Source organism: Bradyrhizobium sp. Ken01 (assembly GCF_055807355.1).
The window spans coordinates 96,156-108,666 of sequence record NZ_JBVVPC010000004.1 but is presented as its reverse complement, the minus strand read 5'-3'; the positions used below and the strand labels follow the sequence as shown (position 1 = coordinate 108,666).

The following is a 12,511-nucleotide window of genomic DNA, read 5'->3' as shown; positions in this document are numbered from 1 at the left end:
CACCAACGATCGCTTGGGGTAATGGGTCCTGGCATTCGCCAGGACGACAACTGAGGAATCGGCTATCCTCCCCCTCATGGACAACACCGCCCGCATCGCCATCGTGCCGCCGCCGGACCGCCGTCAATCCGAGACGGCGCTGGCGATCGCGCGCGGCACGGCGCGGTTGCTGCGCTCGCTCGGCTTCACCTGCATCAGCGAATTGCCGCTGCCCTCGGGGCGGCGCGCCGATCTCGTCGCGCTGAACGAGCGCGGCGAGATCTGGATCGTCGAGATCAAATCGTCGGTGGAGGATTTGCGCGCCGATCAGAAATGGCACGAATACCGGGCGCATTGCGACCGGCTGTTCTTCGCCTTCACGCAGGACCTGCCTTGCGAGATTTTTCCGCAAGATAGCGGCCTGATCATCGCGGATGCCTATGGTGCGCACCTGCAATGCGAGGCGCCCGAGCACAAGCTCGCCGCGGCCACGCGCAAGCAGATGACGGTGCGGTTCGCGATGGCGGCGGCGTTGCGGATCAACCGGCTGGTCGATCCACAGGGGCATGCGGAGCTTTGGGAGTGAGTCCGGCCTCGTGTCCCGGACGCGCTGCAACGCTTCCGCGTTGCTGCGCAGAGCCGGGGCCCAGCAGGCGACGATTCGAGCTGAGGCATGGGCCCCGGCTCGGCAGCGCATCACTCCGTGCTGCGCAGCGTCCGGGGGCACGGTAGCCGTGACTATCAGCGTGGCGCGCGCTTGGCCAAAATCCGCTGCAGCGTGCGCCGGTGCATGTTGAGGCGCCGCGCCGTCTCCGAGACGTTCCGGTTGCACATCTCGTAAATGCGCTGGATGTGTTCCCAGCGCACACGGTCAGCTGACATCGGGTTCGCCGGCAATTCGGACTTGTCCGAGCCGGTCGACAGCAGCGCCGCGACCACGTCGTCGGCGTCCGCGGGCTTCGAGAGATAATCGACCGCGCCCATCTTCACCGCGGTGACGGCGGTGGCGATGTTGCCATAGCCGGTCAGCACGATCGCGCGGGCGTCGGGGCGCTTCTTCTTCAGCGCCGAGACCACGTCGAGACCGTTGCCATCACCCAGCCGCAGATCGACCACGGCGAATGCGGGAGCGGCCTTGCCGATCTGCGCCAGACCGTCCGAGACGGTGTCGCATGACGTCACCGCAAAACCGCGCGTTTCCATGGCGCGCGACAGCCGCTCCAGGAATGGCTTGTCGTCCTCCACGATCAGCAGCGAGCGGTCGGTCTGTTCATTCAGTTCGGCGATGGCGTTCAAGGTTTGTCCTCTCTCCAACGCGTCTACATATGGCCTCGCAATCGGGCGGTGCCAAGGCCGCCAATGGTCGATCGGCCCCGTTGTGCGACGCAAGGTCGCGGCCTATCCTATTGTTTGTTCGAAGGTCTCGATAGCCTCAAAACGCTCTCTCGGCCACGTGATCTGGACCACTGCGCCATGGTCCGGAAAGGTCCGGTTGGTAAACGAGACCTTGGCGCCGGTGCGCTCCAGCAAGGTGCGCGCGATGAACACGCCGAGCCCGAGACCGCCGCCTTCGTCCTGGCTGCGCCGCCGCGACAGATAGGGCTCGCCGATCCGGTTCAGAATGTCAGGCGGAATGCCGGGACCATCATCGGAAATCACGAGCTCGATCGTGTCCTTGTTCCACCACGCATTCACCTCGACGGTGGTGCGGGCGAAATCGACCGCGTTCTCGACGATGTTGCCGACGCCGTAGAGGATCGCCGGATTGCGCGAGCCGACCGGCTCGGCCACGATGGCGACGGCGATACGCACCTTGATATCGACGCCGAAATCGCGGTGCGGCGCCACCACCTCCTCGATCAGCTCCGACAGCTTCATTCGGTCGAACGGTGCGCCGGTGGAGGAGAGCTGGGTGATCTTGCTCAATATGTCGCGGCAACGCTGCGTCTGCTCGCGCAGGGTCTTCAGGTCGGCGGCAAAGTTCGGCTCCTTCACCGTCTTCTCCAGCTCGCGCGAGATCAGGAAGATCGTCGCGAGCGGCGTGCCGAGCTCGTGCGCCGCGGCCGCAGCCAGGCCGTCGAGCTGGGTCAGATGCTGCTCGCGCGTCAGCACCAGCTCGGTCGCGGCCAGTGCGTCGGCGAGCTTGCGTGCCTCTTCGGTGACCTGGAACGAGTAGAGGCTGGTGACGCCGATCGCGAGCGCGATCGAGAGCCAGACGCCGACGAGATAGACCGGCGGCAGCACCAGCGGATCGTCGGAATCCCAGGGCAGCGGCAGATGGAAAAAGAACAGCACCGAGGCGCAGGCGACAGCCAGCACGCCGAGGCCGAAGGTGAAGCGGGCCGGCAGCGCGGTCGCCGAGATCAGCACGGGCGCGAGGAACAGGAACGAGAACGGGTTCTGGAGTCCGCCGGTGAAGAACAAAAGACCCGCCAACTCCACAATGTTGAGCGCGAGCAGTCCGGCCGCCTGCATCGGCTCCAGCCGCTGCAGCGGATTGGACACGGTCTGGAGCGCCAGATTGAGCGCCGCCGACAGGGCGATGATGCTGACGCAGGGGACGATCTCGACATTGAATTCCAGTCCCTGCGCCACGATGAAGATCGCGGCGAGCTGGCCCAGCACCGCGAGCCAGCGCAGCCGCAGGATCGTATCCAGGCGGATATGCCGCTGCGCGGGGCGAAAGTCGGAAGCGGCAAGTTCGGTCATTTCGGCCAAGGGGGCGGTGCCTTCTCGATCACAAGCGCGCGGCTCACGGAACCACCGGATTACAAGCCTTGCGCTCTCCGCTGCAATAGCAGAAGAACGCCCAGCATGACCGAGAATGACCAGGCTTCAAGCTGGCCGACTGTCGCGGATCGCAGCCTCTCCGCGGCCATCGCGGTCGATCACCTCGTCAAGGTCTACAAGCAGACCCGTGCCGTCGACGACATCTCCTTTTCGCTACCGGGCGGCAGCATCACCGGGCTGCTGGGCGGCAACGGCGCCGGCAAGACCACAACCATCGCGACGATCATGGGCCTGGTGCTGCCGACCTCCGGCCGCGTCCAGGTGCTCGGGCATCGGATGCCGGAGGACAGCGCATCCGTGCTGGGTCGGATGAACTTCGAGAGCCCCTATGTCGACATGCCGATGCGGCTCACGGTGCGTCAGAACCTCACCGTGTTCGGCAAGCTCTATGCGGTGAAGAACCTTTCCGATCGCATCGCTGAGCTGGCCTGCGACCTCGATCTCACCGAGTTCATCGACCGCGCCAACGGCAAGCTCTCCGCGGGACAAAAGACGCGCGTTGCGCTTGCCAAGGCGCTGATCAACCAGCCCGAGCTGCTGTTGCTGGACGAGCCGACCGCCTCGCTCGATCCTGACACCGCCGACTGGGTCCGGGGTCATCTGGAGCGTTATCGCAAGGCGAACAATGCCACCATCCTGCTGGCCTCGCACAACATGCTCGAGGTCGAGCGGCTCTGCGACCGCGTCATCATCATGAAGCGCGGCCGTATCGAGGACGACGATACGCCCGAAGCCATCATGGCACGCTACAACCGCACCACGCTGGAAGAGGTGTTTCTGGACGTCGCACGCGGAAGGGTGAACGGGGCGCAGGAGGCGGCGCGATGAACGGGCCGGGGGCGCTTCTTTCGGCATTGCGAGCGAACCGAAGCAATCCAGAATCTCTCCGCGGAAGAATTCTGGATTGCTTCGTCGCAAGGGCTCCTCGCAATGACGGTGCGTGCAGATCCCGGAGCGGCCATGATTGATTCCTCCCTCCACCGTGGCATCTCTCTCCATCGCATCGGCGCGATGATCCTGCGCTATTGGTATCTCCTGCTGTCGTCCTGGCCGCGGCTGCTCGAGCTGCTCTACTGGCCGGCGCTGCAGGTCATCACCTGGGGCTTTCTCCAGCTTTACATCGCGCAGAATGCAAACTTCTTCGCGCGTGCCGGCGGCACCCTGATCGGCGCCGTCATCCTCTGGGACATCCTGTTTCGCGGGCAGCTCGGCTTCTCCATCTCATTCCTGGAAGAGATGTGGGCGCGCAACCTCGGCAATCTCATGATGAGCCCGTTGAAGCCGATCGAGTTTCTGCTGTCGCTGATGATTATGAGCCTGATCAGGCTTGCGATCGGCGTCATCCCGATGACGCTGCTCGCGCTGGTCCTGTTTCACTTCAACGTTTATGCGCTCGGGGTGCCGCTGATCGCGTTCTTCTGCAATCTGATCTTCACGAGCTGGTCGGTCGGCATTTTCGTCTCCGGCCTGGTGCTGCGAAACGGCCTTGGCGCCGAGAGCATCGTCTGGACCTTGATGTTCGGAATCATGCCGCTCGCTTGCGTCTACTATCCCGTCAGCGTGTTGCCGGTCTGGTTGCAATATATCGCCTGGACGCTGCCGCCGACCTATGTGTTCGAAGGGATGCGCGCGCTGTTGATCGAAAACACCTTCAGGACCGATCTGATGCTGAGCGCGTTGGCCATCAACGCGGTGCTGTTAGTTGCATCTTTTGGGGCATTCCTTGCCCTTTTGCGCAGCGCCCGGATGCAGGGCTCGCTGCTGTCAGGCGGCGAATAACGTCACTTTCTCGTGGATTCAGCCCGGTTTGGGCACCTGGGCCACGTAGATGTACGGAACCATGCATTGACGCAATATTACGCATTCGGCAGTATGCTGCGATGCGAAGAGGAATATAGCGATGCCGATTGGTGAGTTTGGCGGCGCGCCGCCCCTGGTGGCCGAAGGCAGTCCGGTCCTGACGACGCCGATGTACTGGATGTACGAGATGGGGCAAGCCTCTCTCAATCCGGCGCGTGCGATCACGGACGCGACCAAGCTGCTGTTTCAAAATCCCCTCAATCCATGGGCACGCACCGAGGTCGGCAAGTCGGTTGCCGCGGCCTGCGAATTGTTCGAACGCACCACGCGCCGTTACGGCAAGCCGGAATGGGGCCTCAACGACACCGAGGTCAACGGCATCCGCGTCCCCGTCGAGGTTCGCTCGGTCTGGGAAAAGCCGTTCTGCCGCCTGCTCTACTTCGATCGCAAGTTCACCCGTCCGCTGCGCAGCCCGCAACCGCGCGTGCTGATCGTCGCGCCGATGTCCGGCCATTACGCGACGCTGCTCCGCGGCACCGTCGAGGCTTTCTTGCCGGCGCATGAGGTCTACATCACCGATTGGGCCGATGCCCGCATGGTGCCGCTCAGCGACGGCCGCTTCGATCTCGACGACTACATCGACTACGTCATCGAGATGCTGCATGTCCTCGGCGGCAACACGCATGTGCTGGCGGTGTGCCAGCCCTCGGTTCCCGTCGTCGCTGCCGTTTCGATCATGGAAGCGCGCCGTGATCCCTTCGTGCCGACCTCAATGACTCTGATGGGCGGCCCGATCGACACCCGCCGCAATCCGACCGCAGTGAACAACCTTGCGCAGGAGCGCGGTATCGACTGGTTCCGCAACCACGTCATCACCAAGGTGCCGTTCCCGCATCCGGGCATGATGCGCGACGTCTATCCGGGATTTTTGCAGCTCAACGGCTTCATCAGCATGAATCTCGACCGGCATATGGATGCCCACAAGCAGCTGTTCGCCAATCTGGTGAAGGGCGACGGCGACCTCGTCGACAAGCATCGCGACTTTTACGACGAATATCTCGCGGTGATGGATCTCTCCGCCGAGTATTACCTGCAGACCGTCGACACCGTGTTCGTGAAGCATTCGCTGCCGAAGGGCGAGATGACCCATCGTGGAACACGCGTCGATCCCTCCAAGGTCACGCGCGTTGCGTTGATGACGGTCGAAGGCGAGAACGACGACATCTCCGGCATCGGTCAGACCGAAGCAACGCACACATTGTGCAGCTCGATTCCCGATCATCGCCGCGTTCATTACGTCCAGAAGGGCGTCGGACATTACGGCGTGTTCAACGGCTCGCGCTTCAAATCGGAAATCGTGCCGCGCATCCATGACTTCATGGTCTCGGCGGCGAATCCGAGCTCATTGCAGGCGCTCGCGGCTGAATAATCGCATATTTCGGCTTTCCCGCTGCAAATCGACGCCCTGTCGGAGGCTCCGACAGGGGCAAGTTCCCGCCAGATTCGCGGTATTCAGGTAGCTTTGTAGGAGTGAGTCCAACCTCACCCCTTGGGGGTGCCGCATGCGCCGAACGGGGGCGAAAAAAGCCGGTTCCAACCCCAGTCTGTAGGGTCTCCCGGACGCCAGACCCCTGTATATTGGGCAAATGATTTGTTTTTGCGCCGAGCGCTTTCCCTGGCGGCGGTTATGGCAGAATCCGGGCGCTCTCCTGCCCCCCGGACTGACAGACATGGCCACTCGCGCACTCCTCTATCGCCGGCCCCACGAGCCGAAGACCCTCCTGATCACCCATGGATCGCAATATTTTGCGATTCGGCTGCGCCGGCATCGCCGCGCGCGTCGTTACACGCTCAGAATTCATCCGAGCGATCGCGAAGCCATCCTCACCATGCCGCCGCGCGGGACGCTCGCCGAAGCAAAAGACTTTGCGCAGCGCCACGGCGCGTGGATCGCGGCACGTCTCGGCCGTTTGCCGAAGGCCGCACCGTTCCAGCCTGGCACAGTGATACCGCTTCGCGGCGTTTCTCATCGCATCGTTCATCGCGCCGGCACCCGCGGTACGGTGTGGACGGAAGTGCGCGATAGCGGTGAGCGCATTCTCTGCGTCGCCGGCGGCGTCGAACATGCGGACCGTCGCGTCAGCGACTTCCTCAAGCGCGAGGCCCGCCGCGATCTTCAGCGTGCCGCGGAAGCCTATGCCGGCGAGCTCGGCGTCAAGGTCAAGCGGCTCTCGATCCGCGATCAATCGAGCCGCTGGGGCTCCTGCACCTCGGCCGGTTCGCTGTCGTTCTCCTGGCGCCTGATCCTCGCGCCACCCTACGTGCTCGACTACCTCGCCGCGCACGAGGTCGCCCATCTCGTCGAGATGAACCACTCGGCGCGATTCTGGCGCGTCTGCGGCAAGGTCTGCCCGTCGATGGAGCGCGCCAAGAAGTGGCTCGATACGTACGGCAACGATTTGCACCGGTACGGGGTCGAGGATTAGGTCCTCGCTGCCAGCCTCCATCTGACGCTGTCATCGCCCGGCTCGACCGGGCGATCCAGTGTTCCGAGGCGGTTGTTATTGAACCGAGAGGCCGCGGCGTACTGGATTCCCGCGTTCGCGGGAATGACAGTTGAGAATGCGGCGACGTCCGCGCGAACTCAATTCATCCCTCTGCTCAGGCGCTGATATCCGCGCTTGTCCCCGGCTGCGTGCGCGAGGCGAGATAGGATGACTGCAATTGCGCGGCCGCCTTCTGGCCCTCGGTCAGCATCGCCTGGAAGGCCGCGTCGAGTTGATCGCGGCTATAGGTTGCGGAGCTGCTTTCACGCGGGGTCCATTGCGATTGCGTGATCGCGGTGGAAGCTTTTTCAACGGTGCCACCGAGCCGCTCGGCGTAGCTGTCGGCCCGCCACTGCGCCAGATCCGGTCCACTCAGACCGGGTGGATCCTCCAGCTTGCCGATCTTTGCAGCCGCCTCGTTGGTCATCGTCGAGGACCCGCCATTGTACAGGGTGGCGACCACCTTGCCGTCGACCTTCACCTGAGCATAGGTATTCTCCGGTGCACCGTCCGAGACGGCCGATTGAGTCGCGCTCGTGTCATGGGTCATCAGCCAGTTCGTTGCCATGAGGTCGCGCAGGTGAGGATTGTCCGCCGCGGATATCGACTTGGCGCCTGTCAGGGGCTTGACCTGCGAGACGTCGATCCGAAAGCCGTCGGTCGCAGCATCAGTCGCATCCGGTCCCGCCGGCTGAAGACTCGATGTCCTATTCGAAGCGGACGTTGATGCGGGCCGCAGATGAGGCAACGCCGCGCTGGATACACCTGACATCATGGAACGCTCTCCGATACTTGCTCAACCTATGAGAGCAAATCCCGGGCCGCCGCCCCGAGCTTGAAGAGACTGGTTTTTTTGCGTTCCGGGAGCTGCGGGGACCGGTCGATTTTGCCATGGTAGGCAGGACTTGCCGAAGACGACACTGGTGGCGAACAGGGATAGCCGAGATAGCGGCCGCGTTCGGGATGATGGCGGGACGGTTCTGTTTTGCCCGACGTGTCAAATGGCCTTGCTGCCGGAATCAGCCGTCTTGCGACTCGCGTAAGCCGTTGATTCCGCTATCACTGGCTACTGTGCATGGGGTTGTTTTCGCGATTTTTGTTTTGAGGCCACAACGACCCCACGCAGAACCTATCGATTCCCGCCGAACAGCCGGTCCATCAGCCAGCCGTCGAGTCCTGCGGCTGCTTCCGGACGGGCATTGGCGCGCGTCGGCGGCGGCCGATAGCCGCCGTTGTTGGCAGGTGCCGGTGCGGGCGCTGCCGCTGTTGGCGGCGACACTTGCGACGTTGCCTGCGCCAGGTTCGACAGGCCCCAGCCACCTGGAGAGCTCGGCAAGGCTGCCACCGGCACGCCCTCGTGCGCCGTCTTCATGAAGCGCGACCAGACTTCGACCGGCAAGCCGCCGCCGGTCGCCTTCTTGGTCGGCGAGTTGTCGTCATTGCCGAGCCACACGCCGGTGACGAGGTTGGCGGTGTAGCCGATGAACCAGGCGTCGCGGTAGTCCTGGCTGGTGCCGGTCTTGCCGGCCGCCGGCCAGCCCGGGATCTCCGCCTTCTTGGCGGTGCCGCTGATCAGCGTTTCCCGCATCATCGCGTTCATCATGCCGACATAGCGCGGGTCGACCACCTGGTTGTGCTCGTCCGCCTGGCGCATGTAGAGCAGCTTGCCACTGAGCGTCCTGATCCGCGTGACGACATGCGGCGTCGCCGCGAGGCCGCCATTGGCGAAGGGCGCATAGGCGCCGACCAGCTCGACCATCGAGACTTCGGAGGTGCCGAGCGCGATCGAGGCGTTGGGCTCGAGTTTCGAGGAGATGCCGAGCCGGTGCGCGGTGCGCACCACGTTCTTCGGCCCGACCTCGAGGCCGAGGCGGATGGCGACCGTGTTGAGTGACATCGCGAGCGCCTGGGTCAGCGTCACCGCGCCGAAATATTCGTGGGTGTAGTTCTCAGGTTTCCAGCCCTTGACCTCGATCGGCGCGTCCTGGCGGAGCGTGTCGGGCGTCAGCCCCTGCTCGAGCGCGGTCAGGTATACGAACGGCTTGAACGAGGAGCCCGGCTGGCGCCTGGCGGTGACCGCGCGGTTGTACTGGCTCTCGGAGTAGTTCCGCCCGCCGACCATGGCGCGAACCGCGCCGTCCGGCGTCATCGCCACCAGTGCGCCCTGGCTGACATTGAACTTGACGCTCTTGGCCGCGAGCTCGTCGATGATGGCGGCTTCCGCCACGCTCTGGAGCTTCGGATCGATCGTGGTCTCGACCTTGATGCTCTCGTCGATCTGGCCGACCAGATCGTCCAGCACCTCGCCGATCCAGTCGGCGACGTAATTGACCGTGCCGGCGCCGACCGGCTTCACATTGTAGGAGGGTTGGCCGATCGAGGCCTGCGCCTGCGCCTCGGTGATGAATTTGGCATCCGCCATCGCCGTGAGCACGATTTTCGCGCGCGCTTCCGCGCCCTCGGGGTTGCGGTTCGGCGCGAGCCGCGAAGGCGATTTGACGAGGCCGGCCAGCATCGCGGCCTCCGCGACGGTGACGTTCTTGGCCGACTTGCCGAAATAGCGTTGCGCGGCGGCCTCGACGCCATAGGCGCCGGAGCCGAAATAGACGCGGTTGAGATAGAGCTCCAGGATCTCGTTCTTGGAATGCTTGCGCTCCAGCCAGATCGCGAGCTCCGCTTCCTGCAGCTTGCGCGCCATGGTGCGCTCCTGAGTCAGGAACAGGTTTTTCGCCAATTGCTGCGTCAGCGTCGAGCCGCCCTGCGACACGCCGCGATGGAGCACGTTGGTGACGAGCGCGCGCAGGATGCCTACGGGATCAATGCCGAAATGCGAATAGAAGCGGCGATCCTCGATGGCGATGAACGCCTTGGGCAGATATTGCGGCAGATCCTTCAGCGAGACGTTGGCGCCGGCCATCTCGCCGCGTTGCGCCAGCATGCTGCCGTCGATGCCGACGATCTGGATCGTCGGCGGCCGTTTGGGGACTTCCAGCGACTGGATCGGCGGCAGATGAGCGCCGACATAGATCACGACGCCGATCACGGCGATCGCGCCCCACAGGCCCAGCACCGCGCCCCAATAAACCAGGCGACCAAGGCTCGCGCCGATGCGCGATTTGGATCGCCGCTTGGCACCGCCGCGGCCGGTCGGCGCCTTCCGCTCGCGCGGCGGCTCGTCGCCGACATCCTCGCTCTTGCGTTTGGCGGATGATTTCGCTGATTTCTTCGGCTTGTCATCGCCGCCAGGAATACGATCGGCCGCGGTCAGGCGCAGATCGGCGAGTGCTGCAGGCAAGCCGAACAACGGCTCCTTCCGCCCACCCTTTTTCTTTCCCAACCCCATACGCAAACGCCCGGTCAGCCCGCCCCGCCGCACGCTAGCGGTCGCTGTTTAAGGCCCGGTTACCCAGAACTTAACGCGCGATTAGGAGGTGCGGCATTCGCCGGCCGCAGTTCCGCTAGGCAGTCGGCGGCGCTAGGATCGTCGGCATAATCAAGAGGGAACGCAGATGGGCCACATCGATCCGACCAAGGAGATTTTCGCGCAGTTCCGGGACAACGACCGCCCCGGTCCGATCCACATGCTCAACCTGGTACGCTTGCGCAAGGAGGCGGCCTATCCGGACGGCCGCAAGACGAGCGGTGCGGAAGCCTATGCGGCCTATGGCCGCGAGAGTGGTCCGGTGTTCGAACGCCTCGGCGGCCGCATCGTCTGGCAGGGCAAATTCGAGCTGATGCTGATCGGCCCCGAGACTGAGCGCTGGGACCATTGCTTCATCGCCGAATACCCAAGCGTCGCCGCCTTCGTCGAGATGATCCGCGATCCCGTCTATCGCGAAGCGGTGAAGCACAGGCAGGCCGCGGTGGAGGATTCACGGCTTATTCGGCATGCGGTGCTGCCGGTGGGGAAGAACTTTGGCGAGATACCGGAGTAGAGCCATGTCATTCCGGGGCGATGCGAAAGCATCGAACCCAGGTGCGCAATTGCGCACCTGAGAATCTCGAGATTCCGGTCTGGCGCTCGCGCGCCAGCCCGGAATGACCGTGCAGAACTAACCCGCCGGACTCGCATCCTCAATGATCGGGCCGAACAGCTCCCAGCGTTCGCCGTTGAACTTCATCATCTGAAGCTGCTTGTTGACCCGGTAGTCGGTCGGTGAGGTGTTGGCCTTGATGCCCGGCAGCGCGGTGTCGCTGGTCACGTCCTTCAGCGACGCGGCCTGCTTCATCACGTTCTCGCGCGTCAGGTCGTCGCCGCACTGCTTCAGCACATGGACCAGCAGCTGCGCCGTGCTGTAGCCGTAAGTGTTGAAGTTCGAGTCCTTGTCCCCATCCGGATAATATTTGGCCATGAAGTCGAAATACCTCTTGAGGCCGGCATCGTCCTTCCAGGTCGGGTCGAGCGGTTCCTTGCCGTAATTGACGCTGATCAGGCCCTTGGCGGCGTCGAGGCCGGCCGGCTTCAGCACCGCGCCGACCGAGGTGGCGTTGATGTCGACGATCTGCACCGGATGCCAGCCCATCTCGGCGATCTTCTTGATCGCCTGGGCCGCCTGCTTCGGCGTGGTGGCGCTGAAGAACAGATCGGCGCCGGCGTCCTTGATCTTGAGGATCTGCGAGTCGACCGTCGGATCGGAGACTTCGTAGGAAGCTTCAGTCACGATCATCTTGGCAGCCTTGTCGCCGAGGCCGGCCTTGATGCCGTTCAGATAGTCCTTGCCGAGGTCGTCGTTCTGATAGAGCACGCCGATCTTGGCGTTCGGATGCTCTTTCAGGATGTACTGTCCGTAGATGCGGCCTTCGACGAAGTAGTTGGGGTTGAAGCCCATCGTCCACGGAAAGTTCTTCGGATCCGTGAACCTCGAGGCTCCGGTCGCCGCGAACAGTTGCGGCACCTTCTTCGAATTGAGATATTTCTGTACGGCTGCGTTCACCGGCGTGCCGATGATCTGGAAGGTCAGCAGGACCTCGTCGCTCTCGACGAGCTTGCGAATCTGCTCCACGGCTTTCGGCGGCGAGTAGGCGTCGTCATACTGGATCAGATTGATCTTGCGGCCGTTGACGCCGCCCTGGTCGTTGATCATCTTGAAATAGGCGGCCTGGGTCTTGCCGATCGACGAATAGGCCGATGCCGGTCCAGAAAACGGCATCGTCTGGCCGACCTTGATCTCGGTGTCGCTGGCGCCCGGATCATATTTCTTCTGGGCATTGGCCGCCGAGACCGACAGCGCCAGGGTCAGCGCCGTTGCCGTGGCCAGATGCAGAATTCCATTCCTCATTCGCGTTTTCCTCAGTGTTTATTGCCGGTGATCAATCGGGTGCGCTTGTGCGCACCTGATGTCACCGCTGAGGGCGATTGTGGATGAGGCATTGCTGCAACGCAAGCTGGGCGTGCG

At 63.5% G+C, this 12,511-nt stretch carries 11 protein-coding genes; 6 read left to right on the top strand and 5 right to left on the bottom strand.

From position 1 onward, the window contains the following. Positions 1-76 precede the first annotated feature (76 nt). Positions 77-565 (top strand): MmcB family DNA repair protein, encoded by a 489-nt coding sequence (locus tag AC0L3S_RS06075; protein ID WP_473278431.1) that lies wholly within the window; start codon positions 77-79, stop codon positions 563-565. Positions 566-720: 155 nt separating this feature from the next. Here the strand turns inward: AC0L3S_RS06075 and AC0L3S_RS06070 are convergent, their stop codons facing one another. Together AC0L3S_RS06070 and AC0L3S_RS06065 are read right to left on the bottom strand one after the other, a co-directional pair. After that, complete coding sequence (locus AC0L3S_RS06070; protein ID WP_007598178.1) at positions 721-1,275, bottom strand: ActR/PrrA/RegA family redox response regulator transcription factor; 555 nt, start codon at positions 1,273-1,275, stop codon at positions 721-723. Between the two features lie 102 nt (positions 1,276-1,377). After that, entirely contained in the window at positions 1,378-2,688 is a 1,311-nt protein-coding gene (locus AC0L3S_RS06065; RefSeq protein ID WP_473262531.1) for an ActS/PrrB/RegB family redox-sensitive histidine kinase, read from the bottom strand. Between the two features lie 105 nt (positions 2,689-2,793). Between AC0L3S_RS06065 and AC0L3S_RS06060 the strand changes: the two genes are divergently transcribed. The 4 genes from AC0L3S_RS06060 to AC0L3S_RS06045 all read left to right on the top strand — a co-directional run bounded on the left by AC0L3S_RS06060 (position 2,794) and on the right by AC0L3S_RS06045 (position 7,055). Further along, positions 2,794-3,597: an ABC transporter ATP-binding protein gene (locus AC0L3S_RS06060; protein WP_473278430.1), complete on the top strand. Its 804-nt coding sequence runs from the start codon at positions 2,794-2,796 to the stop codon at positions 3,595-3,597. A 132-nt stretch (positions 3,598-3,729) separates the two neighbouring features. Then, the gene (locus AC0L3S_RS06055) at positions 3,730-4,548 is read left to right on the top strand and encodes an ABC transporter permease (RefSeq protein WP_473278429.1); all 819 of its coding nucleotides are present in this window, start codon (positions 3,730-3,732) and stop codon (positions 4,546-4,548) included. 121 nt (positions 4,549-4,669) lie between these two features. Further along, positions 4,670-5,998, top strand: a complete 1,329-nt coding sequence (locus AC0L3S_RS06050) for a polyhydroxyalkanoate depolymerase (RefSeq protein ID WP_007615999.1) — start codon at positions 4,670-4,672, stop codon at positions 5,996-5,998. Between the two features lie 217 nt (positions 5,999-6,215). Continuing rightward, positions 6,216-7,055 carry a M48 family metallopeptidase gene (locus tag AC0L3S_RS06045; RefSeq protein ID WP_473262266.1) on the top strand — a complete coding sequence of 280 codons (840 nt, stop codon included), beginning with the start codon at positions 6,216-6,218 and terminating at the stop codon, positions 7,053-7,055. Between the two features lie 175 nt (positions 7,056-7,230). Here the strand turns inward: AC0L3S_RS06045 and AC0L3S_RS06040 are convergent, their stop codons facing one another. Both AC0L3S_RS06040 and AC0L3S_RS06035 read right to left on the bottom strand, forming a co-directional pair. Beyond that, positions 7,231-7,890 (bottom strand): hypothetical protein, encoded by a 660-nt coding sequence (locus AC0L3S_RS06040; RefSeq protein ID WP_473278428.1) that lies wholly within the window; start codon positions 7,888-7,890, stop codon positions 7,231-7,233. Positions 7,891-8,244: 354 nt separating this feature from the next. Continuing rightward, positions 8,245-10,458: a transglycosylase domain-containing protein gene (locus AC0L3S_RS06035; protein ID WP_473278427.1), complete on the bottom strand. Its 2,214-nt coding sequence runs from the start codon at positions 10,456-10,458 to the stop codon at positions 8,245-8,247. Positions 10,459-10,624: 166 nt separating this feature from the next. Between AC0L3S_RS06035 and AC0L3S_RS06030 the strand changes: the two genes are divergently transcribed. Further along, positions 10,625-11,050 (top strand): DUF1330 domain-containing protein, encoded by a 426-nt coding sequence (locus tag AC0L3S_RS06030; RefSeq protein ID WP_473278426.1) that lies wholly within the window; start codon positions 10,625-10,627, stop codon positions 11,048-11,050. 117 nt (positions 11,051-11,167) lie between these two features. On the opposite strand, the gene AC0L3S_RS06025 is transcribed toward AC0L3S_RS06030, so the two are convergent. After that, positions 11,168-12,394, bottom strand: coding sequence for an ABC transporter substrate-binding protein (locus AC0L3S_RS06025; protein ID WP_007615994.1), 1,227 nt, complete (start codon positions 12,392-12,394; stop codon positions 11,168-11,170). Between the last annotated feature and the right edge of the window lie 117 nt (positions 12,395-12,511).